At 54.9% G+C, this 23,205-nt stretch carries 29 protein-coding genes; 6 read left to right on the forward strand and 23 right to left on the reverse strand.

Features of this window, described 5'->3' with window-relative positions; translation table 11 throughout:
* Positions 1 to 51 precede the first annotated feature (51 nt).
* From GZH47_RS05090 to GZH47_RS05155, 14 genes are all read right to left on the reverse strand, one after another.
* Positions 52 to 282: a DUF2273 domain-containing protein gene (locus GZH47_RS05090; RefSeq protein WP_404823747.1), complete on the reverse strand. Its 231-nt coding sequence runs from the start codon at positions 280 to 282 to the stop codon at positions 52 to 54.
* A 14-nt stretch (positions 283 to 296) separates the two neighbouring features.
* On the reverse strand, positions 297 to 860 hold the full coding sequence (amaP, locus tag GZH47_RS05095; protein WP_162639008.1) for an alkaline shock response membrane anchor protein AmaP: 564 nt from the start codon (positions 858 to 860) through the stop codon (positions 297 to 299).
* 200 nt (positions 861 to 1,060) lie between these two features.
* Positions 1,061 to 1,471 (reverse strand): Asp23/Gls24 family envelope stress response protein, encoded by a 411-nt coding sequence (locus GZH47_RS05100; RefSeq protein WP_162639009.1) that lies wholly within the window; start codon positions 1,469 to 1,471, stop codon positions 1,061 to 1,063.
* Positions 1,472 to 1,596: 125 nt separating this feature from the next.
* The gene (gene accC, locus GZH47_RS05105; protein ID WP_162639010.1) at positions 1,597 to 2,967 is read right to left on the reverse strand and encodes an acetyl-CoA carboxylase biotin carboxylase subunit; all 1,371 of its coding nucleotides are present in this window, start codon (positions 2,965 to 2,967) and stop codon (positions 1,597 to 1,599) included.
* A gap of 50 nt (positions 2,968 to 3,017) precedes the next feature.
* Complete coding sequence (accB, locus tag GZH47_RS05110; protein ID WP_162639011.1) at positions 3,018 to 3,509, reverse strand: acetyl-CoA carboxylase biotin carboxyl carrier protein; 492 nt, start codon at positions 3,507 to 3,509, stop codon at positions 3,018 to 3,020.
* Between the two features lie 402 nt (positions 3,510 to 3,911).
* The gene (locus GZH47_RS05115) at positions 3,912 to 4,676 is read right to left on the reverse strand and encodes a SpoIIIAH-like family protein (RefSeq protein ID WP_162639012.1); all 765 of its coding nucleotides are present in this window, start codon (positions 4,674 to 4,676) and stop codon (positions 3,912 to 3,914) included.
* Between the two features lie 38 nt (positions 4,677 to 4,714).
* The gene (spoIIIAG, locus tag GZH47_RS05120) at positions 4,715 to 5,371 is read right to left on the reverse strand and encodes a stage III sporulation protein AG (protein WP_162639013.1); all 657 of its coding nucleotides are present in this window, start codon (positions 5,369 to 5,371) and stop codon (positions 4,715 to 4,717) included.
* An 18-nt stretch (positions 5,372 to 5,389) separates the two neighbouring features.
* A complete protein-coding gene (spoIIIAF, locus tag GZH47_RS05125; RefSeq protein WP_162639014.1) occupies positions 5,390 to 6,142 on the reverse strand; it encodes a stage III sporulation protein AF in 753 nt (250 codons plus the stop codon).
* A 142-nt stretch (positions 6,143 to 6,284) separates the two neighbouring features.
* Positions 6,285 to 7,544, reverse strand: coding sequence for a stage III sporulation protein AE (gene spoIIIAE / locus GZH47_RS05130; RefSeq protein ID WP_162639015.1), 1,260 nt, complete (start codon positions 7,542 to 7,544; stop codon positions 6,285 to 6,287).
* A gap of 5 nt (positions 7,545 to 7,549) precedes the next feature.
* Positions 7,550 to 7,945, reverse strand: a complete 396-nt coding sequence (gene spoIIIAD / locus GZH47_RS05135) for a stage III sporulation protein AD (RefSeq protein WP_162639016.1) — start codon at positions 7,943 to 7,945, stop codon at positions 7,550 to 7,552.
* Between the two features lie 41 nt (positions 7,946 to 7,986).
* Complete coding sequence (spoIIIAC, locus tag GZH47_RS05140; protein WP_162639017.1) at positions 7,987 to 8,190, reverse strand: stage III sporulation protein AC; 204 nt, start codon at positions 8,188 to 8,190, stop codon at positions 7,987 to 7,989.
* Between the two features lie 15 nt (positions 8,191 to 8,205).
* Positions 8,206 to 8,724: a stage III sporulation protein SpoIIIAB gene (gene spoIIIAB / locus GZH47_RS05145; RefSeq protein ID WP_162639018.1), complete on the reverse strand. Its 519-nt coding sequence runs from the start codon at positions 8,722 to 8,724 to the stop codon at positions 8,206 to 8,208.
* Positions 8,717 to 9,727, reverse strand: coding sequence for a stage III sporulation protein AA (spoIIIAA, locus tag GZH47_RS05150; protein ID WP_162639019.1), 1,011 nt, complete (start codon positions 9,725 to 9,727; stop codon positions 8,717 to 8,719). The genes spoIIIAB and spoIIIAA overlap by 8 nt, the downstream gene beginning before the upstream one ends.
* Before the next feature lie 166 nt (positions 9,728 to 9,893).
* Positions 9,894 to 10,160, reverse strand: coding sequence for a YqhV family protein (locus GZH47_RS05155; protein WP_162639020.1), 267 nt, complete (start codon positions 10,158 to 10,160; stop codon positions 9,894 to 9,896).
* A gap of 301 nt (positions 10,161 to 10,461) precedes the next feature.
* On the opposite strand from GZH47_RS05155, the gene GZH47_RS05160 reads away from it, so the two are divergent.
* The 3 genes from GZH47_RS05160 (at position 10,462) to GZH47_RS05170 (ending at position 12,859) form a co-directional block, all read left to right on the forward strand.
* The gene (locus tag GZH47_RS05160; RefSeq protein WP_162639021.1) at positions 10,462 to 11,319 is read left to right on the forward strand and encodes a phosphosulfolactate synthase; all 858 of its coding nucleotides are present in this window, start codon (positions 10,462 to 10,464) and stop codon (positions 11,317 to 11,319) included.
* A gap of 245 nt (positions 11,320 to 11,564) precedes the next feature.
* Positions 11,565 to 12,272: a 2-phosphosulfolactate phosphatase gene (locus GZH47_RS05165; protein ID WP_162639022.1), complete on the forward strand. Its 708-nt coding sequence runs from the start codon at positions 11,565 to 11,567 to the stop codon at positions 12,270 to 12,272.
* Between the two features lie 122 nt (positions 12,273 to 12,394).
* Entirely contained in the window at positions 12,395 to 12,859 is a 465-nt protein-coding gene (locus tag GZH47_RS05170; RefSeq protein ID WP_162639023.1) for a DUF441 domain-containing protein, read from the forward strand.
* A gap of 125 nt (positions 12,860 to 12,984) precedes the next feature.
* Here the strand turns inward: GZH47_RS05170 and GZH47_RS05175 are convergent, their stop codons facing one another.
* The 5 genes from GZH47_RS05175 to GZH47_RS05195 form a co-directional block, all read right to left on the reverse strand.
* Positions 12,985 to 14,238, reverse strand: coding sequence for an aspartate kinase (locus GZH47_RS05175; protein WP_162639024.1), 1,254 nt, complete (start codon positions 14,236 to 14,238; stop codon positions 12,985 to 12,987).
* A 160-nt stretch (positions 14,239 to 14,398) separates the two neighbouring features.
* Positions 14,399 to 14,956 (reverse strand): elongation factor P, encoded by a 558-nt coding sequence (gene efp / locus GZH47_RS05180; protein WP_162639025.1) that lies wholly within the window; start codon positions 14,954 to 14,956, stop codon positions 14,399 to 14,401.
* A 67-nt stretch (positions 14,957 to 15,023) separates the two neighbouring features.
* The gene (locus GZH47_RS05185; RefSeq protein WP_162639026.1) at positions 15,024 to 16,100 is read right to left on the reverse strand and encodes a M24 family metallopeptidase; all 1,077 of its coding nucleotides are present in this window, start codon (positions 16,098 to 16,100) and stop codon (positions 15,024 to 15,026) included.
* Positions 16,101 to 16,156: 56 nt separating this feature from the next.
* Positions 16,157 to 16,594 (reverse strand): type II 3-dehydroquinate dehydratase, encoded by a 438-nt coding sequence (gene aroQ, locus GZH47_RS05190; RefSeq protein ID WP_162639027.1) that lies wholly within the window; start codon positions 16,592 to 16,594, stop codon positions 16,157 to 16,159.
* Between the two features lie 82 nt (positions 16,595 to 16,676).
* On the reverse strand, positions 16,677 to 17,207 hold the full coding sequence (locus GZH47_RS05195) for a YqhR family membrane protein (protein ID WP_192043587.1): 531 nt from the start codon (positions 17,205 to 17,207) through the stop codon (positions 16,677 to 16,679).
* 206 nt (positions 17,208 to 17,413) lie between these two features.
* Between GZH47_RS05195 and GZH47_RS05200 the strand changes: the two genes are divergently transcribed.
* Together GZH47_RS05200 and GZH47_RS05205 are read left to right on the forward strand one after the other, a co-directional pair.
* Positions 17,414 to 18,358, forward strand: a complete 945-nt coding sequence (locus tag GZH47_RS05200; RefSeq protein ID WP_162639029.1) for a DUF1385 domain-containing protein — start codon at positions 17,414 to 17,416, stop codon at positions 18,356 to 18,358.
* A 51-nt stretch (positions 18,359 to 18,409) separates the two neighbouring features.
* The gene (locus GZH47_RS05205) at positions 18,410 to 18,715 is read left to right on the forward strand and encodes a hypothetical protein (protein ID WP_162639030.1); all 306 of its coding nucleotides are present in this window, start codon (positions 18,410 to 18,412) and stop codon (positions 18,713 to 18,715) included.
* A 109-nt stretch (positions 18,716 to 18,824) separates the two neighbouring features.
* On the opposite strand, the gene mntR is transcribed toward GZH47_RS05205, so the two are convergent.
* Positions 18,825 to 19,253, reverse strand: coding sequence for a transcriptional regulator MntR (gene mntR, locus GZH47_RS05210; protein ID WP_162639031.1), 429 nt, complete (start codon positions 19,251 to 19,253; stop codon positions 18,825 to 18,827).
* A gap of 224 nt (positions 19,254 to 19,477) precedes the next feature.
* Between mntR and splB the strand changes: the two genes are divergently transcribed.
* A complete protein-coding gene (gene splB, locus GZH47_RS05215; RefSeq protein ID WP_162639032.1) occupies positions 19,478 to 20,548 on the forward strand; it encodes a spore photoproduct lyase in 1,071 nt (356 codons plus the stop codon).
* 258 nt (positions 20,549 to 20,806) lie between these two features.
* On the opposite strand, the gene GZH47_RS05220 is transcribed toward splB, so the two are convergent.
* Genes GZH47_RS05220 through GZH47_RS05230 form a run of 3 tightly spaced genes read right to left on the reverse strand, consistent with a single transcriptional unit; the run spans position 20,807 to position 23,194 of the window.
* Positions 20,807 to 21,520 (reverse strand): cytochrome c biogenesis CcdA family protein, encoded by a 714-nt coding sequence (locus tag GZH47_RS05220; protein ID WP_162639033.1) that lies wholly within the window; start codon positions 21,518 to 21,520, stop codon positions 20,807 to 20,809.
* Positions 21,521 to 21,580: 60 nt separating this feature from the next.
* A complete protein-coding gene (locus GZH47_RS05225; RefSeq protein WP_162639034.1) occupies positions 21,581 to 22,387 on the reverse strand; it encodes a metal ABC transporter permease in 807 nt (268 codons plus the stop codon).
* A 3-nt stretch (positions 22,388 to 22,390) separates the two neighbouring features.
* Entirely contained in the window at positions 22,391 to 23,194 is an 804-nt protein-coding gene (locus tag GZH47_RS05230; RefSeq protein WP_225446365.1) for a metal ABC transporter ATP-binding protein, read from the reverse strand.
* Positions 23,195 to 23,205: the final 11 nt, after the last annotated feature.

A 23,205-nucleotide genomic window follows, 5' to 3' on the forward strand; every position in this document is an offset into this window, starting at 1 on the left:
CCTGCCCCGAACGGATGCCGCATGGTCCGGGGTACGGAGGAGATCATAGTGCTATTTGAACGGACGCCAGCGTTCTGTCAGCCATTCCAGCATCCGCTGCCATGGAAAGACCGGGCCTCGCTGCTCATCCTTCATTTTACCGATCGCATAGCCGATCCAAAGCAATAAACCGAAAAACAACATATCCCAAAATCCTACGATGAAATAAAGAAGTCCCAGGATGAATCCCACCGAAACGCCGGCGATCCTTCCTCCATAGCTTGTCCAGATTTCCCTCCACATGATCGGCATCACCCCTATTCTACACGGCTTTTAAAGTTCGCGGTTTGGATGATGTTCGCCACGTAAACGGACACGTTTGCAACAGGAATGCCGGTGATTTCCTCCACGTGAGTTTTGACCGCACGCTGGATGTCCTCTGTCAACGTCGGAATGGAGCTTTCGCCGTCCGCGATTGCGCGCAGCGACACTTCGATACCCGTTTCGCCGATGCGGATCCGTGCTTTCAGGTCTTTCACGCCGCGCTGGCGGGCTGCCGCCTTCAACGCTAAATTCTCTACCGTTTCCAGCGAAATGCGGATATCGCCGAATTCCGTCCGTTGATCGATCGATGGAGCGGACGCATTGCTGCGCCGAAGCGATACGTAGAAGAAGCGCAAACTGATCAGAAACACGACGGCTGCCACCGATACGACCGTTAACTGCAGCCAGCGCATGTCGCCGCTGTACAAATTATGTACTAAATTGTTGAGCCATTCTTCCGGAAACCAGTATACACCGGCACTGAACGCAATAACCGCTGCGGCCCCGATCGCCAGGCTGTATATGAATAACAACAGCTTGTCCAACACTCTAATCAACGATAATTCCTCCTTGAAGCGGATGAGAAGAAACGGCGGACGCCAACCTTAGTCGGATTCGATAAACGTTTCTATCCTGAAAACTTGAAGCAAGTCAGGCCGAATTCAATTGGAGCATGAATGACTAGATAAAACCCCCTAGCGCCGAGCGGCAAGCCCAACCACTAGGGGGTATGAGTCATTCGTTTCCAAGAAAAGAATTATTTAACGCGAAGCTGAACCTCGTCCAATTCCGGTTTCTCCGCCGTTGTTTTGAAATGAACGTCATGGATATGAACGTTCACCTCGACGACATGAAGTCCGGTCATCGTTTCGATGGAGCGCTTAACGTTGCGTTGAATGTCGGAAGCAATCTCCGGAATACGGTTGCCGTATTCCACGATAATGGAAACGTCCACTGCCGCTTCGCGCTGCCCCACTTCGACTTTAACGCCTTTCGACAAGTTCTTGCGACCCAGAAGCTCGGCAATGCCGCCGGCGAATCCGCCGCTCATGCCCGCTACGCCTTGAATTTCAATCGTCGCAAGACCAGCAATGATTTCAATGACTTCGGGTGCGATTTGAATAGTGCCCATGTCCGTTCTCTCATAGTCCGCTGCCAGCGTACTCATGGTTATCCTACACCTCCCGTAAAGTTGCGTGCCTCAGCCGCCAGCCGATAGCTTATCCGCTTCTTATTCCTATACTATAGCATTCTGGCGGAATTATGACAAACAGCGCAGCGCTTGTTTACTGCCTATTCCTGCGAGAATTCTTCAGGGTTATTGATGTCGTGTTCCTCGAGGAATTTGATATCGAAATTACCCTTGACGAACTTCGGATGGTTCAGCAGTTTCAAGTGAAACGGGATCGTCGTACGGATACCATCGATCGCGAACTCCGAAAGCGCGCGTTTCATTCGGGCGATGGCGTCTTCGCGCGTCGCTCCCCAAACGATCAGCTTGGCGATCATAGAATCATAGTGCGGCGAAATCTTATAGCCGGGATAAGCGCCGCTGTCGACGCGTACGCCCAAGCCGCCCGGAGGCAGATAGAACGAGATTTCGCCAGGCGATGGCATGAAACCACGCTCGGAGTCCTCGGCATTGATCCGGCACTCCATGGCCCAGCCGTTGATCTTGAGATCGTCCTGCGTGAAGGACAATGGATTGCCCTCGGCCACGGAGATCATTTCTTTGATCAAATCAACGTTCGTGATCATTTCGGTGACGGGATGTTCAACTTGAATCCGCGTGTTCATTTCCATGAAGTAGAAATTCCCGTCCGGACCGAGCAGAAACTCAAGCGTGCCGGCTCCCGAATAGTTCACGGCTTGCGCGGCGCGCACCGCCGCTTGACCCATGCGTTCGCGGAGCGCGGGGCTCAGTACCGGGCAAGGCGCTTCTTCGACGAGCTTCTGACGCCGGCGCTGAATCGAGCAATCGCGTTCGAACAGATGCACCGCATTGCCATGCTTGTCGGCCATAATTTGAATTTCGACGTGCTTCATGCCTGTCAAATATTTCTCCAAATATACGCCGGCATTGCCGAATGCCTTCTGTGCCTCTTGCTGTGCCGTCGTAATCTGGGATACGAGCGATTCTTCGTTCTCGGCGATCCGGATTCCTTTGCCGCCGCCGCCGGCTGTCGCTTTGATGATGACCGGGTAACCGATTTCGCGGGCGACGCGAATCGCATCGTCCATATCCTCGACCAAACCGTCGGAGCCTGGAATGATCGGCACGTCGGCTTCCTTCATCGTCAATTTCGCAACCGATTTATCGCCCATTTTGCTAATGGCTTGCGGGGACGGACCGATGAAGGTCACGCCGCATGATTCGCAGATTTCCGCGAAGTCGGCGTTCTCTGCCAAGAAGCCATAGCCTGGGTGGATGGCGTCGCAATTCGTAAGCGTCGCAACGCTCATGATGCTCGTCAAGTTCAAATAACTGTCCTTGGATGCGACAGGACCGATGCAATACGCCTCGTCCGCCAAGCGGACGTGAAGCGATTCGCGGTCAGCCGTAGAATATACGGCTACCGTCTCAATACCGATTTCGCGACAAGCGCGGATAATCCGAACGGCGATTTCGCCGCGGTTAGCAATCAAAATTTTATTGAATTTCACGGTTAAACTCCTCTCGTGTCCGTTGTTTCCGGTTCGTTCCGATGTCGAACTTATTCCGGTTTCACAAGGAACAACGGCTGTCCGAACTCGACCAGTTGTCCGTTCTCGACGAGAATTTCGACGATCTCGCCGCGCACTTCCGCTTCGAGCTCATTCATCAATTTCATGGCCTCGAGGATACATACGATCGACTTGTCGTTAATGCGGTCGCCGACGTTAACGAACGGCGCCTTGTCCGGCGAGGAAGCGCGGTAGAACGTGCCGACCATTGGCGAAACGATCTGGTGGTAATTGTTCTGCGGGGCCGCCTGCGGTGCGGGCGCTGCCGTTCCCGGCTGGCTTGCAGCATGCGCCTCTGCCTGTGGTTGGAGGGCCTGCGTATATGTAGGAACGAATGGCGCGGCTTGCTGAATGTTCACGACTTCGGCTTTGCCTGGTTTGCGGATCATGAGACGGGCGCCGTCGTTTTCAATTTCGAGTTCATGGACGGAAGTCCCGTCAACCAGCTTGATCAATTCTTTAATCTCGCTCAGTTTAAACATCGTTTCACTCCTAAAAGTTTTTGCATCCTCATTGCGGATGCTTCCTGATTGTCTGATTGTAAGCGCTGTTCGCAGCAGCGGGAATGCGCCGCAAACATGTTGAGACGGCTCTCGCCGTTCTAAAGAGGCGTGGTAAGTTTCTTCCCATCGATAAGAAGTAAAGTATAGCAAATAAGGATGCTTTTGCTTATATTTTTACCAAACCTGCGCATAGCAGAACTTATTATAGCATAAATACGCCAGAACACGAACACCCTTTTTGAAGCTTCGGTAAAGTGACGGAGCGGATGACGCCTTTCTATTATCGGTATAACGCGATACGGCGCGATAAAGTCATCCCCCTTCGTCCAAGTTGGAAAAAAGCCCCTGGGCCGCAAAATCCGGCTTCGGGGCCCGCTTGGCTTACTTCACGTACTGTACGGTCAATTGATCAGGCGTCAAGCCCAGCTCATCGATGGCCTTCGTCAAGATGCTGTCCGCTTGCGTCCGTTCGAGCTTGTCGCTTTGCACGACAATTTTGTAGTGGTCGCCGGCATCCGGCACGACGGCCGCGTTGCCGAATTGTTTGGACAGTTCCTCTTCAAGCCCCGTAATCTTCGTGTTCTTGTCTTCGAGCAGGTTCAGTTCGTCCATGGAGCGCGCCGCGTCTTTCTCGCTCAGCTTCGTATCGGACACTTCGCCCATCAGCTTATTGTATTGGTCGAAGTACGTCGATTCGCGCTGTTCTTGGAGTTGGCTGAACACGCTTGTAGCCAAGCCGCCGACGGATTCGACTTCCTTCAAGATGTCCTCGTCCGACATGGCGCCGTTCGCGCTGCTGTCCGCCGTGCTCGTGCCATCCTTCGGCGCGCTGCCGTTGTCGGCTGCGGATGCGCTGTTGTTGTCGGCTGCAGCCGAGCTCTTATCCGTTGTACTATTCGCTGCGTTATCCGCCGTGCTGTCTGCTTCGTTGCCCGTCACTTCGTTCGCGACGATGCCGTTGTCGGCGTTCGCCGTGCCGGAAGCTTCGGTCGCATCGCTCTTATCGCCTTGCTGCTGCGTACCGTCCGTCGTCACGATATCGTTCGTCGGCGTGCTGACATCCTCCGTGAACAAATAGTACGCCGAGAGGATCACCATCAAGCTGAGCATCGACACGAGCCAAATCGTTTGCCTTTTGTTGTTCATTCTTTACTGCCTCCCTTTTCATTATCCCAATTGGTTTATTATTGCTGCTTGCGGGGAATAACCGAAATCCGGTTGACCGCAACGTTGAGACCCTTCTCGACGGCATCGATAATCAGCCTTCGGACCGTTCCGTTCTCCGCGCCCTGCGCGACGATCAGCACGCCTCTGATTTTCGGCTGAATCCGTTTCGTAATGATCGGGGCGTTCCCCCCGGATGTATCGTAAAGGACGACTTGACCCTTTTTCGTGATCGAAGTGATGCTTCGTTTACCGCCGCTCTTGTCCGTTTCGTTCGTAATTTGCTGCGTTTCTTCCTCGTTCAGCTGTACGACCACTTCTTCCGTGGAATCCACAGTCACCAGCACCTCCACCGGGCCGACACCGACGATGGTTTCCAAAATCTCTTTCAGCCGGCTTTCCAGCGGCTGCTCGATCGCATCGAAGGAGGAGCTGTCGGATTTGTTGCCGCCTCCGCCAAATGCCGGTTGATCCTGAGGCTCGCCTGGCTGCGTCTGAGCCTGCTGATCCGCCTGCGATGTCGGCACCTTCTGAAACGAAAGAAACGTATTCATCAGCATCAGCACCGCTCCAATAATTCCGATGATGAGCAGCCAGCGAAACGAGCGCCCCCGCTTCGGTTCTCCCTTCCCTTTGCCGATGATCGTCGACTCCAGCCCGTCCAGCCATTTGGCCAAAATCGTTCTCCCCTTTCCCTATTGAGCGGACGCCTCTGCCGGCACCTGCTCCAGCACTTCGACGATGGCCGGATTGACGGACCAGCCTTCGCGCAGCACCGATTTCACCGCCGCTGCGATCGTACCGGAGGCGAGCCTTACTTCCGCGGCCTTGTCTTCCGGGGAAGACGCGCCGGATGTCGAATCGACATTCACTTGCACAGCCTGCACTTCTTCAACCGGCTGACCTGTATATTCGCCGCTGCCATCCGCGGAAGTTTCGGTATTCTGCTGCTGTTCGTCATTAGTCGTATCCGGCTGCGGCAGCCGTGCCGGAGCCAGCGTTACGCTGACACTGCCGATCTGCGCCGGCTGCCCTTTCCGGTCGACTTTCATCGTGACGGCCACGGAAGCTGCTTGGAGGCCGGTCGACTGTTCGATGCCCGCTTTCATCTCCGCTTCGATCTGCCGCTGCGCCAGGGCGGAAGCCGACGCCGCTTCTTTCTTCTTCAGCGCCGCCGCATCCTGTTGAATGTCTTCCAGCGTCGGCATATGCAGGCTCTTGGCCGGATCGGCATGGATCCATTCCTCTACCTGCGCGTCCAGCTTCGCGCTGAAGTCTCCTTGCAGCACCCGAATAATCGGCGTCAAAATCGTAAGCAGGATGATCAGACCGGCAACGAGCCGCACATATCGCTGCATCCCTTTGTTCGGCAGCAGCAGGTCGATAAACCCCGCCAGCAGCACTACGGCTATGATTTGCTGCAGCCATACGGCAAGCCAGTCCAGCATGTCTTCCCCTCCCAAGGTGAAACGGCTGCCGCCGTCCTATAACGGCGCGGCGCGTTTCATTCCGGAGAAAGATAAGCTTATCTATAAGTCGAAAAACTTATAAAGTCTTATCTTTCAAGGTGAAACGGCTGCCCGCCGGCCGCTACTTCATCATGACAGCCGCGTTGCCGGCCGTCAGAATGATCGTGATGGCCAGGAAGAACATCAGGCCGACCGCAGCCAGCGCCGCGAAAACGTAGATCAGCGTCTTCCCGATCGTCTGCAGGCAGTTCACGATCGGGCTGTCCCCGAGCGGCTGCATGACGGCTGCCGACACGTTGTAGATCAGCGCCAGCGTAATGATCTTGAGCGCGGGGAACGCGCACAGGAACAAGATGATGACTACGCCGGCGAGACCGATTGCGTTCTTTACGAGCAGCGAGGCCGACATGACCGTGTCCGCCGCATCGGAGAAGGATCGTCCGATGACCGGCACGAAATTGCCGGTGACGAACTTCGCCGTCCGCATCGTTACGCCGTCGGTTACGGACCCCGTCGCGCCTTGAACGGAAATGACGCCGAGGAATACCGTAAGCATGACGCCCAGCAGTCCGACGGCCACGTTGCGGAGCACGTTGGCCAGCTGCGTCACTTTGAACCTGTCCGACAATGAACTGGCGATATGCAGGACGGCCGAGAAGAACAGCAGCGGGAACACCAGCGTGTAGATGACGGTGCCCACCGCATTGATCATAAATATGATCAAGGGATGAAGGACCGATACCGTCACGACGCTTCCCATCGTAGCCAGCAGCGTTAGCAGCAGCGGCACCATCGCCATCATGAATTGGATCATGCCGGTGATGGCGTCTTTGGCATATCCGATGGCGACGTTGAAACTGTTGACCGCGAGCACGATCATGACCATGTACGTGATGCTGTACGCGACCTTGCTGACCGCATTGCGTTCGAAGGCCGTCTGCATCGTCTCCAGCATCATGCTGAACACGGTCAAGATCACGATCGTGACCAGCAGCTTGCCGTTGTACAGCACTTCGTGAAGCGCGTACCGCAGCAGACCCGACAAGACCGTCGTCAGCTTCAGCCCTTCGCCGCCCGGCATGATCATCTGGAGGAAGCTTGGCACTTTATGGTCGGGAAAAAAACCGCCGTAATCGCTCATCAGCTTGTTCCAGTAATCCTCGACCGCCTCGGTGTCGATGCCCCGCAGCTGCTCGTCCGACAGCTGCTTGTTCACCGCTTCCGCCTGCTGCTCGACATCCGCAGGGCCGGAATCGCCTTGTTGTCCAGCCGCCGCATTCGTTTCGGCCGGTTCCGCTATGGCCACTGCGGGCAGGAGCAGAAGCAGCGCCCAGAAGAGGAAGACCGGCAGAACCGCGAATCGGATGAAGCGCTGGCGCATAATGTTCAACTCCCCACCGGCAGTAGGCCGAGTACAGTTTCGACGATGACGCTGATGATGGGAACCGCCATCACGAGAATAAGGATTTTGCCGGCGAACTCGATCTTGGATGCGATGCTCTCCTGGCCGGCGTCCCGCACGATCTGGGAACCGAATTCCGCGATATAGGCGATTCCGATGATTTTGAGCACCGTCTTCAAGTAGATCGACGGGATGCCCGACCGATCCGCAAGCTGCTCCAGTACGCCGATGACCGTTTCGATCTTGCCGATGACGAACAGGAAAATGAATAATCCCGTGAACGCCGCCAGCAGGAAGCCGAACATCGGCTTCTGCTCGCGCACGACCAGCACAAGCACGGTTGCGACGAGTCCGAGGCCAACGATCTGGATGATTTCCAACCTTCACTCACCCGCCTTGCCAGTAAGCTTCCGCGCCGTCCTCATTGGAATAGAAAGATGGTTTTGATCTCCTGAAACAGATCGTTCAAGAGCCGGATGACCATAAACAAGACGACGACGAAGCCGATCAGCGTTACCCATTGCGCCATGTCTTCCTTGCCCATTTGCTTCAAAACGGTTTGAATCATGGCCGTTATGATGCCGATCCCGGCGATTTGGAAAATGGCGCTGACATCAATGTTCATCCTTCCGGCACCCCACTAAAGAATCAAAATGACGATCAGCGCGGCCGTGAGAACCCCCAAGCTTCGCCACATTTTCACGTACCGCGCGCTGTCGTGCCGCGCCGCGTCCTCTTCGAATTGCAGCTGCTGCACGGCAAGCTTCAGATGCTTCATCTGATCCTCGCGATCGCTGATACCGAGATTATGTCCGAGCCGGACCAATGCCGACTGCTCCGGCTGCCGCATCGCCGTATGCGGCCATGCGTCCAGCAGCGCGGCTTCCCAGCTCTCTCTGAAGGTGAGCTCCCCGCTTCCGGAAAGCCGGCCGTTCACGGCCTGGAGGATCGAAGCCGCAGGTTCCGGAACATGCGCGGCGCTTCTGGCGATTGCTTCCGGCAGCGGCGTAAAGCCGTAGCCGATCTCCGTCTCGAGCCGCTGCAGCGCATGGATCAGCTGCCGGATCTGCCTCGGACGCGCCGCATAGCGCGCGGCTTGCTGCCAGCCGATCATCGTGCCGGCGAACAGGATCAAGGTCGCCCCGACAAGTTCAACCAAGGCCGCCGCCTCCTTTCCGCGAAGTCGGTTCGCGTGCTGCCGGCGCCCGGTACGCGCTGGCAACCGGGAAGACCAGCCCGGCTAGCCCCGAGCCGTTACGCTGAAGCTGAGCGCAGATCTGGAATGCGCCGGCATCCAGCAGCTTGCCGATGACGGGCCTGGCGCGGGCATCCTCGAGATCCAGCGCGTGCGCGGTGGCGATGACCGCCACGCCCGCGTGACTGGCGTCCAGGATCGCCGCGGCATCTTCCTCGCGGCCGATTTCGTCCACGATCATGATTTCCGGAGACATGGAGCGAAGCATCATCATCATGCCTTCCGCTTTCGGACAAGCGTCGAGCACGTCTGTTCGCGGCCCGACGTCGAAGGTGGGTACCCCCCGGATACAGGCCGCGATTTCCGAACGTTCGTCGATGATGCCGACTTTGCGGCCCGGCCAGCCCGCTGCCGAGGGATGAGCCCAGGCACCGCTGCTCGCGGCCCGCGCCAAATCGCGGACAAGCGTCGTTTTCCCCTGCTGCGGCGGAGCGATGACGAGCGTCGACAGCAGCGTCTGGCGTTTATGGTCCAGCAGTTTCGGCAGCAGGCCCGACGATGCGCCGACGACCTCCCTCGCGATCCGGACGTTGAAGGCCGCGATATCGCGAATCCCGCGGACGATGCCGCCTTCCAGCACGGTCCGCCCGGCCAGTCCAATGCGATGGCCGCCGGCGACGGTAATATATCCGCGCCTCAGCTCTTCCTCCATCGCGTACAAAGAGTGGTTCGTCACCCGCTCCAGCAATTTGCGGCAGATGTCGGTTGACGGCTTGTACGCTTCTTCCGGACGGTCGAGCGGCTGTCCCTTGGGCGACAGAAACCAGAATCCCCGCGACGTGCCGATTTCCAAGGGCCGGCATTCGCGGATGCGGATTTCTTCCAATTCGTTTTTCAATCGTTCGGGCATGAGGCCCATCACTTCGGCAAGCTCGGCAGGCAGCAAATGCTGCACTCCTCTAAGCATCCGGCATTCCTCCTTGGATGCATTGGCGAGCAGTTCCGCGTCGGCGGAACGACCAGCCCGGCTATCGTTTGCCTTTCTGACTGACGGCGTTTACTAGTTTGATAGAAGGATGGATTGTCCATCTTTGTTCCCATTGTATGCGGACATGCCGCCGCGTATGCCTAATCTACTTTCTCAGCGCTCCTATCAAAATGCACGCCACGCCGCCGACGATCCACAGCATTTTGCCATAGGACAGTTTGTCCGACAGCCCGACGAGACCGATCGTCGTCGTGGAAATGAGCACCAGCGGCCCTACCAGCGCAAGCGACGAATTGACGACGAGCGCCTTGTCGATCTGATTCAGCCGCAGCATGAGGAGCGCCGCCATGATCTCCAGCGTGCCCGAAAATATCCGCAGCGTCGCCATGCTAAGCACGATTTTGTTAAGCATGCCTAATCCCTCTTTTCCTATGTTTCGCTAGCCTTCCTTGCGCCTCTATAGCAAATTGTCTCTGGTACAGCCTATGCGAGCCTGTCTCTCTTTCATTCTCATAAAAATGGGCATCTACCTGACACATGCCGCACCGACCCTAGGCGGTGTGCATATATTGCACGTGTGGCAGGTAGAACCCGACAACGGCAGCCTGTAGATACGCGCTCTGGGATCTTCCTTAAAAACGCTCGGGCAGGTACAGACTTGCCTATGCATTTGCCGAGATTGCAAGGATACGAATGGATAGCGAGGAGATCGAATGAAAACAATTTCACAGGCGGCTTGGCCTGCTGCTTTGCAGGATCCGAGCGGTCAACGCGAAATGTCTGGCAGAGCGGGCAACGAACCTGAATCGGAGATCAGCACCAGACGCGGGCAAACCATGGTCATCGACAAGGGACTGGGAAGGCATGCATTCTCCGACTTGATGGAAACGGCAGCCGGATATATCGATTGCGTCAAGTTCGGCTTCGGCACGGCGCCGCTTTATCCCACCGATCTGCTGCTGGCCAAAATCGAGCTGGCCAAACGCTGCGGACTGACCGTTATGCCCGGCGGAACGCTGCTGGAAACCGCGGTGCAGCAAAATGTCGTCCCTGCGTTCTTCCGCACGGTGTGCAGAATGGGCTTCAACGGCATCGAAGTATCCGACGGCACCATCGAACTGAGCCGGATGCTGCGCACGGAGCTTATTCATGAGGGCATCCGCAACGGATTGAAAGTCGTGACGGAGTACGGGAAGAAACTGAGCGGTTCGCTCGTCGACGCGAATGAGCTCCTGCTTACGGCCGAAGCGGACTGGAAAGCCGGCGCGCATATGGTCACGATCGAAGCGCGGGAATCCGGCATGGACGTCGGCTTGTTCGACCGCAACGGCGATTGCGCGCAAAGCGTGCTCGACTCCGTCAGCCATACGCTTGGCGACATCAGCCGGATCATGTGGGAGACGCCGCTGAAACAGCAGCAAGTGCAGATGTTGAAAACATTCGGAGCCGAAGCCAATCTCGGCAATATCCAGCCGTCCGAGGTGCTCGCTCTGGAAACGATGCGGCGCGGACTGCGTTCGGATACGTTTTATTTCGGCGAGCGCGTTGAACCGTTCGTTTATATGATTTGAAGGTTTGACAGAGCATGACCTGCGGTCGGAATGGATCTCCAAGCTTATGCTTCCGAAGTGGGTTTTCTCGCGAAAACCTTTAGCTGTTGTATTCGGATTTCTTGAATTTATAAATTCAAGAAACGTGGAAATCCGAATAAAAAGGCGACCACTTCGTTTCTCCGACTCCATTCCGACCTCCGGTCACTTAAAAGCAAACCTTCAAATCATGTGGGATAGCATATAAGGAAGGAAGTATACAAGGCATGCAAATCGAAGTGATTTCCAGCGTCAATGAAGCGCAGGCCGATCGGTTCGTCCATCGGACCGTGATCGTCATCGACGTGCTTCGCGCGACCAGCACGATTGTTGCCGCGCTCGAAGCAGGTGCTGCCGGGATTATGCCCGTCGAAACCGTACTGGAAGCGCGGGCGCTCCAATGCAGCGTTCAATTGCTCGCCGGGGAGCGGTTCTGCCGCAAAATTCCCGGATTCGATCTCGGCAATTCGCCGGAGGAGTTTACGCCCGCTGCCGTAGGAGGGAAACGCGTCGTGCTGACGACGACGAACGGCACCCGTGCGCTGCATAAGGCCATGCGCGGGGATTACGTGCTCGCCGGCTCGCTCAACAATGCCGCCGCTTGTGCCGTGACCGCTGCCGAGCTGCGCCGGGATATCGTGCTGCTCTGCGCCGGAAGCCATAATGAATTTGCGCTGGAAGACGGGCTATGCGCCGGACTCATCATCAGCGAGCTGAAGCAGCTGGGCAGCGTATCCGGCATCGATATGAATGATCTCGGCGCCGCCATGCTAGGCTTATATAGAAGCAGCGACGGCAGCTTGCGGGAAATGTTGATTCGAAGCACCACGGGCCGCCGGCTTGTCAAAAACGGCAATGCCCGGGACATCGATCATTGCAGCCAAGTGAACAGCAGCTCCATCGTTCCGCGGCTGCAGGGCGATATGCTCGTGTAAGGACGAAGAATCGGATGACGGAATCGAATGACATAACGGGAAGGCTTGTTCCATACAATGGAAGTATGGACGCTCCATCATTCGCGTGGAGGCGGTGACTACGGTTGAAGGAGTCAACAAGCATGAGCGGGGAAGTCGTACTTGTCGTATTGATCATTATCGGATTAATCGGCCGTTCTCCGATTATTTCCACGGCAGCCTGCGTGCTGCTCATCGTGAAGCTCATCCATCTCCAGCGATTTCTGCCCACCATTGAACGGAGGGGCTTAGAACTCGGTCTGTTGTTCTTGACGTTCAGCGTGCTCGTCCCCTTCGCTTCGGAACGGATCACGACCAAGGACATCCTCGGCGTCGTCACCTCCTGGCCGGGCATTCTCGCTTTGAGCGGAGGCGCAATCGCAACGTTCGTGAATGGAAAAGGGCTCGAAATGCTGAGGCTCGATCCGCAGCTGATCGTCGGTCTGGTAATCGGCTCGATCTTCGGCATCGTCTTCCTGAAAGGCATTCCGGTCGGACCGCTCATGGCTGCGGGGATTACCGCCATTCTGTTTAAGCTGTTCAGCATCATTGGCAGCCGCTTCTTCTGACGGCCGCATGCACAGCTTCGCATTTCATCGCACGGTCAAATCATCGGCAAAAAAGCCTCATCCCTCGTTTTAAGCGAGAGATGAGGCTTTAGTTCGTTTCTATCGTGCGTGCAGAACCGTTCCGATTAGCGGCGATCCTGAGGTCCGCCTACGAATGCCTGGTCTGCCGTATCCAAGTCGTATGCGGTATGAAGCGCGCGCACTACGTCTTGGGCCGGTTCCGCGGCAATGATAACGGACAAGCGAATTTCGGATGTCGTTACCATTTTGATGCTGATGCCCAGGTCGTAAATCGCTTTGAACATTTTCGCCGCGACGCCCGGATTGCTGACCATGCCTGCGCCCACGATGGACACTTTCACCAGGTTCTCTTCCGAAGCGACTTCGCGATACGGAACTTCGCCGCGAATGCGTTCAACGACAGCGATCGCTTTGTCTTTGTCCGTCAACGAGACCGTGAAGGCGAAGTCGGCTTTGCCGTCCTGCGTGCCGCTTTGAACGATAATGTCGACGTCGATGCCGCTCGATGCAAGCGCGCCGAACACTTTCGCCAAGACGCCCGGAATGTCTTCCACACCCAAAATGCTGATACGTGCTACGTTTTTGTCATATGCAATGCCGCGAACGACCATTCCCTGCTCCATGACCGCTTCCTCCTTCACACTCGTGCCTTCGTTTTGCGTAAAGCTGGAACGCACCACGAGCTTTACATTGTAGTTTTTCGCGTATTCAACCGCGCGCGGGTGCAGCACGGCCGCTCCCAAATTGGCAAGCTCCAGCATTTCGTCGTACGAAATCTCATCGAGCTTGCGAGCGCATTTGACAATCCGCGGATCCGTCGAATAAATGCCATCCACGTCCGTGTAGATCTCGCATACATCGGCTTTGATCGCCGCCGCCAGCGCTACGGCAGTCGTATCGGAACCGCCCCGGCCGAGCGTCGTGATCTCGCCTTCGTCCGTCGCGCCTTGGAAACCGGCGACGATTACCGCGTGACCGCTTGCGATCGCGTCGAAGATCCGATTCGGCTGAATGTCCGTGATCCGGGCTTTGCCGTGTACGGATTCGGTCGAAATTCCTGCCTGCCAGCCGGTGAACGACATGGCTTTATGACCGAGCGCGTCAATTGTCATGGACAACAGCGCGACCGATATTTGTTCGCCTACCGTCAGCAGCATATCCATTTCCCGTGCCGGCGGATTCGCGTTAAGAAGCTTCGATTGATCGATCAAATCGTCTGTCGTATCCCCCATGGCCGAAACGACAACGACGACGTCGTGACCAGCCTCTTTATAATCGGCAATTCGTCTTGCAACTCGCTGCATCCGCTCTGTCGAGCCTACGGAGCTGCCGCCGAACTTCATTACTATCAACGACACCGCTCATCCACTCCCAACGAAAGTTCTAGTGTAAAAGTCTTAGGTTGTAATGTTTCATCAAAACAAGATTATATCATACCTGCATAATTTTGAATATGACAAAAACCGCCCGGCACGCATGGCCAAGCGGTTTCTTGTTAATGCCAATGATCGTTTGCAACTATGCGCGGGAGATGTAATGTCCGTCGCGCGTATCGATCAGAAGAACGTCGCCTTCGTTGATGAAGAGCGGAACTTGAACGGTCAGACCCGTTTCAAGCGTAGCGTTTTTCGTCGCGCCTTGCGCCGTGTTTCCTTTAACACCCGGCTCGGTTTCCGTTACTTTCAGATCAACGCTGTTCGGCAGTTGAATGCCGAGAATCTCCGTGTTGTAGCTGGAGATGTTTACAGTCATGTTTTCTTTCAGGAAGTTGATCTCCCACTCCAGTTGTTTCTTCTCGAGCGTGAATTGATCGTACGTTTCGTTATCCATGAAGGAATATTCGGCTCCGGAGTTGTACAGATATTGAACGGCGCGGTTCTCGATGTTCGCTTTGCCGATGTTCTCGCCTGCGCGGAACGTTCTTTCGACGGTGTTGCCGTTACGAAGGTTTTTGAGCTTGGAGCGTACGAAAGCCGCGCCTTTGCCCGGTTTAACGTGTTGGAAATCGATGACGGTAAAAATATCGCCGTCCACTTCGACGGTAACGCCTGTTTTAAAATCATTTACTGAAATCACTGCAGATTCCTCCTAAAAGTAGTTGCCCCGATTCAAACGAATCTCAGGCGAATTTAATAAGTTTAACTCATTCCAAAATAAATAGGGTCTTCGGAGATGAGGTTAACAATGAATTTCCGGTGGCGGTAATAACGATATCGTCCTCGATGCGGACGCCGCCGAAGCCCGGCAGGTAGATCCCCGGCTCGACCGTAACGGTCATGCCCGGCTCCAATACGGTTGTTCCGGAAACCGATAGACGCGGCGCTTCATGGATTTCCATGCCGAGGCCGTGCCCGGTTCCGTGTCCGAATTTGTCGCCGAAGCCGTAACGGGTTATGATATCGCGTGCGATCGCGTCGGCTTCTTTGCCCGTCATGCCCGGTTTGATGCCGGCCAACGTGGCCAATTGAGCTTCCAGCACGATTTCGTAAATCTCGCGGTGACGGTCCGTCGGCTTGCCGACGACGACGGTCCGCGTCAGATCCGAGCAATACCCGTTATAGTACGCACCGAAATCGAGTTTCACGAATTCGTTGTTTCCGATCACCCGGTCGCTGGCAACGCCATGCGGGAGCGCCGAACGTTCGCCGGAAGCGACGATCGTGTCGAACGACGAAGAAGTCGCGCCTCTGCTGCGCATGAACATTTCCATCTCGAGCGCGACTTCACGCTCGACCAGCCCCGGTTTAATAAACGAAAGCATATGCTGAAAGGTATCATCCGCCAATTTGCAGGCATCGCGCATAATCGCGAGCTCGGATTCGTCTTTGTACATTCGCAAGCCTTCGATGACGCCGCTTACCGGCACCAGCTCGACTGCATCGCCCAGCGAAGATTTCCATGCGGCGTATTCGCTGAATACGACGGTATCCTGTTCGAAAGCCATCTTCTTAATGCCTGCCGAAACAGCCAATTCCTTGACCGTCTCGATCCACTTCTGAGCATGCTCCACGACGGTAAAGCCCGCTGCCTGCTGAGGCGCTTGCGTCATATAGCGGAAATCGGTCAGCAGCCAGCTGTCCTTCTGCGAAACGAGCAGCACGCCGGAAGACCCGGTAAAGCCGCTTATGTATCTGCGGTTCACGGCATTCGTGACCAGAATGGCATCTGTTCCAAGCCCCTGCAGCTTTTCGCGCAATCCCGCGATTCGTGTAATCGTCATGAAATCACCCTTTTCTTGAATCTTGCGAAGCCATCGGAACGGCATCAGCGATCGTTCTAATTGTTCAAATGCTGTACAAGGGCAGTCAAGCCAAGCACGTAGCTTTGCGCGCCGAACCCGGCAATTTGGCCGATGGCAACCGGCGCAATGACGGAAACATGGCGGAACGCTTCCCGCTTGTGGATGTTCGAGATGTGCACTTCAACGACAGGCAATCCTACGGTGCTGAACGCATCGCGCAGGGCGTAGCTGTAATGCGTGAACGCTCCCGGGTTGATGACGATTCCGTCCACGGTTCCATAAGCTTCATGGATCCGGTCGATCAGCGCACCTTCATGGTTCGACTGAAAGAACGAAATGTGAACGCCCATATCAGCCGCCGTCTGTTTCAGCAGCGTTTCAATGGCTTCCAGCGTCATCGTGCCGTAAACGCCAGGCTCGCGGATGCCGAGCATGTTAAGATTCGGTCCGTTTAATACAAGTATCGAAGTCATGGAGAGTCCTCCCGGCGCATAGATCATTAGCCATTCTACCACAAAGACCCATGCTTTGAGAAGGGCTGCGGCTTCTGATCCCCTAGTGCGCGCCCATAGGCTCCCGAGACGCTTCATCCGTGTATTCGTAGGCGATCGTATAGCCGATGAACAGGCCCCAAACGAGATATAAAGCGCATTCCGAGAATATCGTATCGTATCCGATTTTGTTCATATGCGGAAACATGCCCATCAGCGGTCCGCCCATAACGAACAGGATCAGCCACCAGAACAAGCCGTAGAACAAGCCGGGCCAAGGTCCCGATAACCGGCCAAGCGCGATCTTATACAGAAACGCGGCGATGATCGAGAATACGATAAAGAAACCGATGCCGACGAGATGCCCCCAGAAGGTCTTGAGAAAGGACTGACGGAAGAACGGATCCGCCAAGAATCCGGGAAGCACTTTCGTGAAACTGATCAAATACAGCAGCCAGCGGGTCGCTCCCCAGATCAGTCCGGCGAAGAAGCCAAGCTGCAAGCAGTACCAGAAGGGATTCGTGTGCGCCGATTCATCGTATCTTTCGCGTTGCTTCTTCCCTGCAGGTCTGCGGTCCTTTAATGTCTTGCGCATCTTCATTCCTCCATGAAATAGACAATTTACATCAGACTCATCATCCTTCCTTTAGTATGCGCAAAGGTCGAAGCGGTAAATCAGCCAAGGACAATTTCCGGGAAAGGATCCCGCTCGCAAAGTATTGTGGAATCAAGTACAATAAGAGAGAGACTATTCATAGAAACTCATAAGACAACGTCAAATTAAAGGATGGTGATTCGCCCTTGTCGCAAAGCACGCAAAATATTTACGGCGGACAAGCCGTCATTGAGGGCGTTATGTTTGCAGGCCGTAACGCAAACGTTACCGCAGTGCGCCGTAAAAATAATGAAATCAAATTTTACGAAGTCCCTCGCAAAACGACGCCTTGGATCCAGAAGCTGAAAAAAATCCCGGTTCTTCGCGGAATTGTCGCCATCTTGGAATCCAGCGCGAAAGGCTCCCAGCATTTGAATTTCTCGATGGAGTCTTATGCAGAGGATGAGCTCGAAGAAGAGAAGGATATCGACGCTCCCGCTAAAGAAGAGAAAAAGGGCTGGAGCCTCAGCATGATCGTCGGCGTAGCCGTCGCGGGCATTCTGTCCTTCGTTGCCGGAAAATTAATATTTACCGTCGTGCCCGCCTTAATCGAACAGTTGATCTTTGGACATGCGTTCAAGAATATAATAGTACACAACCTCATTGAAGGCGTTATCAAGATTCTGTTCCTGCTCTCTTATCTCTACATGATCTCACTGACGCCGCTGATTAAACGCCTCTTCCAGTATCACGGCGCCGAACATAAAGTAATCAGCGCCTACGAGGCAGGCGCGGAACTGACGATTTCCAACGTTCAACGTTTTACCCGGCTTCATTATCGCTGCGGCAGCAGCTTCATCGTTTTCTCGGTGCTAGTCGGCATCGTCGTTTACTCCTTCTTCCATTGGGATTCCTTATGGGAAAGGGTTTACCTGCGCGTGCTGCTTCTTCCGGTCGTGCTCGGCTTCTCGTATGAAGCGCTCCGCTTCACGAACGCACTGCGCGATTTGCCCGTGCTTCGTTTCCTGGGCTATCCGGGCTTGTGGCTGCAGAAGCTGACGACGAAAGAACCGACGGACGAACAAGTAGCCGTTTCGATCGCATCGTTCAACCGCATGCTGGAGCTGGATCGTCAAGGCGTACGCTCGTAATGATCAACGGCAACACTTAATCAAGGTTCGGGAAGGAAGGGTGAGTGCGTTATGCCTCGTAAACTGAGTCTGCCAACCATCATCATTCTGGTGCTCGTCGTCATCGGTCTTGTTTCGCAAACGATCAGCAATCCCTATCAGCTTCTGATTCCAGTCTTCGTATTCGGCGCGATTTATTTGCTTTATAAGTTTCCGCCGGGTGCTGCCCGCAAAGCGAACACCAAGCCGCAGCAGCGCTACAAGACAAATTCCCGCAAAGATACGCAGCAAGCCAGCCGGAGCAAAACCCGCAAAAATATGCCTTTCCGCGTTATCGAAGGCGGCAAGGACGATGACGACTTGCCTAAGTATCATTGACTTGTGAACGTGTGAAGCACTCTACCTTCGCATGACAAAAAAAGGGCTTTCCATACGCCGCATGCAGCTTGCAGCGGCGTTGGAAAGCCCTTTTTCTATTCAACTTCGCTTATGCTTCTTCGTTGTTCAGTTCCGCATGGATGGATCTGAACGCTTCCAGCCTTGCCGGCTCTCTACGGAAGAACTCAACCAGCGTCTCGATGCATGTAATGGAATCCCAGCTCAAGTGATGTTCGATCCCCTCGACATCCCTATAAATGTTCTCTTCCTGCACGCCGATGACGGTCAGGAACGATTCGAGCAGATGATGGCGCTCCATCAGCCGCTTGCCCATTTTTTTACCTTTGTTGGTCAGGACGAGCCCCCGGTACTTCTCGTAAATCAAATATTGGTCTTTGTCCAGCTTCTGGATCATCTTCGTAACAGAGGACGGGTGCACTTCCAGCCCTTCTGCGATATCGGAGACACGGGCATAGCCCTTCTCGTCGATTAATTTATAAATGCGTTCCAAATAATCCTCCATACTTGGAGTCGGCATCGTACAACCTCCATTTCACCAGCGTCCCGTACGTACGGATTCTTCGTCTGCTTTGCACATTGCGGCTGTCCGGCAGCTTAGGCCGTCCCGCATTCACTCTTAGTATCATACACTGCCTGCCCCCACGCCCGCAACAACCGCCCACTTAACTTTCCATGTTTGCAAACCGGCCATTGCTCCCACACTAACGGCAAGTCCGTAGAAGTCAAGGAGGCTTGCCGCGCATGGGCACAACGACGCTGGAACGACCCAAAACGAAGAAAAACGTACATGAGTCCTTCATTCCCGAACTCGTTTATTTCGAACCTGCAGCACTGGAATATCCGAAAGGCCGCCAGATCATGGAATGGGTCAAATCGCTGGACATTCCCTACCAAATGACGACCTCTCACAATCGCATCATGAACTTTCCGGGCGAGACGGAGCTGGAACAATACAAAATCGCCAAACGCACGCTCGTCGTCGGCATCCGCAAGACGCTGAAGTTCGATACGTCCAAGCCGTCGGCCGAATACGCCATTCCGATCGCGACCGGCTGCATGGGCCACTGCCATTACTGTTATCTGCAGACGACGCTCGGCACAAAGCCGTACATCCGCGTCTACGTCAATATGGACGATATTATTACCGCCGCGAAAGGCTACATCGACGAACGCATTCCGGAAATCACCCGTTTCGAGGCTGCTTGTACGTCCGACCCCGTCGGTCTGGAGCCGATAACCGGCAGTTTGAAAGAGCTCATCACTTTCATGGCGGATCAGGAATACGGCCGTCTTCGCTTCGTGACGAAATTCCATTACGTCGATTCGCTGCTGGACATCAAGCATAACGGACATACGCGGATTCGCTTCAGCGTCAACGCCAAATACGTCATCAAAAATTTCGAGCCGGCTACCTCCCGCTTCGAGGATCGAATCGAAGCTGCGGCCAAGATCGCCAAAGCCGGCTATCCGCTCGGATTCATCATCGCCCCCATCATCTGGCACGAAGGCTGGCAGGAAGGCTATGCCGAGCTGCTGTCATCGCTGGCCGAGGCGCTTCCGAAGGATGCATCGCGCAATCTGACGTTCGAGCTCATCCAGCATCGCTTCACGAAGACCGCCAAGAACGTTATCGAGAAGCGCTATCCCCGGACGAAGCTCGAAATGGACATCGAGAAACGCAAATACAAATGGGGCCGCTGGGGACAGGGCAAATACGTCTATCCCGACGAGCAAGCAGAAGCGCTCCGGATGTTCATCTCGGAGCGCATCTTTGAACATTTTGAAGATGCAAAAATTGAGTACTTCACTTAGAATTTGTTTGGAAATGTATGACCGGAGGGGCGGTATGGAGTCGGAAAAGCGTTCAGGTGAATGCTGTATTCCCTGTCTCCCGACAGTGAACACAAACCAATCACCTTTAGCGGTCGCCTTTGTAGTCGGAGGATTACCTTGGAATAATAAATCAAATCAACCGACTACAACAGCTAAAGGTTTCGTGAGAAAACCTACTTCGGAAGCATAAACTTGGAGACCCATACCGGTCCGGAGGTCATATGCCCTGACAAACTTCTAGAACTTCATGAATTCAGGGGTAATCGAATTCAACCAAATCGTGATTTTCGTCATTTGGTCGGTGAACAGCAGAATACCCATCAGCAGCATGACCGCACCGCCGATTCTCATCATAATGCCGGAGTAGCGCACGATCCAGCGCGTGGATCCGATGAAGAAGGCCAGGACGAAGAACGGGATGGCGAAACCGAGCGCGTACGCCGTCGTCAGTTCGAACCACGTACCGGGTTCCGAAGCGGCCAGCAGCAATATGCTTGCCAGAATCGGTCCCGTACATGGCGACCAGCCTGCGGAGAAGCCGATGCCGAAGATGAACGATGCCAGATAGCCGGACTTCTTCATCCGCAGCGGCATTTTCATTTCACGCAGCAGCACTCTCGGCTGGATTAATCCCATTAGTATAAGTCCCATTAGAATAATAAGTACGGCAGACAGCTGACGGATTAAATCCTGATACTTCGAGAATTGCTCCGCGAACGCGTTCGTGCCGTATCCGAGCGTGTAATACACGACCGAGAACCCGAGAATGAAGAACAGCGTATGCGTCATCGTGCGAACGCGAACCTCTCGGCCGGGATGTTCACTCTTTAAATCAGATACCGAAACACCTGTTATGTAGGATAAATAAGACGGATAGAGCGGCAGGCAGCAAGGCGAGATGAATGAAGCAATTCCCGCCCCGAACGCCGCCCATACCGTTACGTCAGACATATGATCCCTCCTAGGATGCATAGGCGAGCAGTTCCGCATCAGCGGAACGACCAGCCGATTTTAGCCTCTGCTTACTCTACGTCGTACGGAGAGCAGCAGCAGCAAGATAACGATTAAGAGCATCACGATCGTGCCCCCAGGCGCCAAATTCCAAATCCCCGCTGTAATCAGCCCAATGACTACCGCAAGCTCAGCGACGACGACGACCGTAACGATGGACTGTCGGAAGCTTCTTGCAATGGCAAGGCTGCACGCGGCCGGGATCGTCAACAGTGCGGAAACAAGCAAAGCGCCGACGATTTTGATCGAGACGCTGATGACAAGCGCCGTAAGAATGCTGATCATGAAATTAAAATACCGTGTAGGAAGTCCGCTGACAGCTGCCGCATCCTCATCGAACGCGAGGAGGAACAGCTCTTTGGCATGCAGGCCGATCGCCAGCAGCACGACGACTGTAACGATGCCGATGAGCAGTAAATCCACGGAGTCGAGCGTGTAGATACTGCCGAACAAGTAACCGGTAACGCTGACGTTAAAGCCTTTTCCCATCGAGAATAACAGTGATGCCAGCGCGACGCCGCCTGACATAATAATGGCGATCGACAGCTCCGCGTAAGTCTTGTACGCCTTGCGAAGCTTCTCGATGGCGAATGTCGCCGCAATCGCGAACACCAGCCCTACCGCCACCGGGTAGATCCCGGTCAGAAAACCGAGCGCGACGCCCGCGATCGAAACGTGAGACAGCGTGTCTCCGATCATCGACAACCTCCGAAGCACGAGGAACAAGCCCATTAGCGGTGCCGTAATGCCGATGAGAATGCCTCCGATAAGCGCCCTCTGAAAAAACTCAAGTGTCACGATTTCCAACTGCTATACGCCTACTTTCCCTCTCTCCATCGATTGACGCAGCTCGCGAAGGCTGTGCGTCAAATTCGTTTCCCCGCAATCCTCGAGATCGTGGGAATGCTTCACGTAAAACTTGATTTTGCCCGCTTCCTGCTTCGGCTCATGGCCCAGATAGGATTGAATCATCCCCATATCGTGCGACACCATCAGAAACGTAATGTTATGGTGCTGGTGCATATGTTTGATGAGATGGAAGAACCCTTCCTGCGTATCGGCGTCGATACCGACGGTCGGCTCGTCCAGGATGAGCAGCGCAGGGTTGTTGATCAGCGCTCGCGCCAGAAAAGCACGCTGCTGCTGCCCCCCGGACAATTGTCCGATGCGTTTGCCTGCGAGATCATCGATCTTCATCGCATGCAGCGCTTCCTCGCATTTGACCGCATCCGCTTTCGACACGCGCTTGAAAATCTTATTGCGATTGTACAAGCCCGACAGCACGACTTCGCGAACCGTGGCCGGAAACAACGGATTGAACGAATTCTTCTGCGGCACGTAGCCGATTCGTTCCCAATCGCGGAACTGGCCGATCGGCTGGCCGAACAGCTTGATCGAACCGCTCGTCGGCTTCAGAAGCCCGACGATCATGCGAAGCAGCGTCGTCTTCCCGGCGCCGTTGGACCCGATCAAACCGACGAAATCGCGCTCCTGCACGGTAAAACTGACATCGCTCATGACAGGCCGCTGCTCGTAGGCGAACGAAACCCCATCCAATTCGATAATCGGCGCATGGCAGGCAAGCTGCGCTTGCTGCTGTTGCTTCATAAACATCCACTTCACTC

Source organism: Paenibacillus rhizovicinus (genome assembly GCF_010365285.1).
GTDB classification, from domain to species: domain Bacteria; phylum Bacillota; class Bacilli; order Paenibacillales; family Paenibacillaceae; genus Paenibacillus_Z; species Paenibacillus_Z rhizovicinus.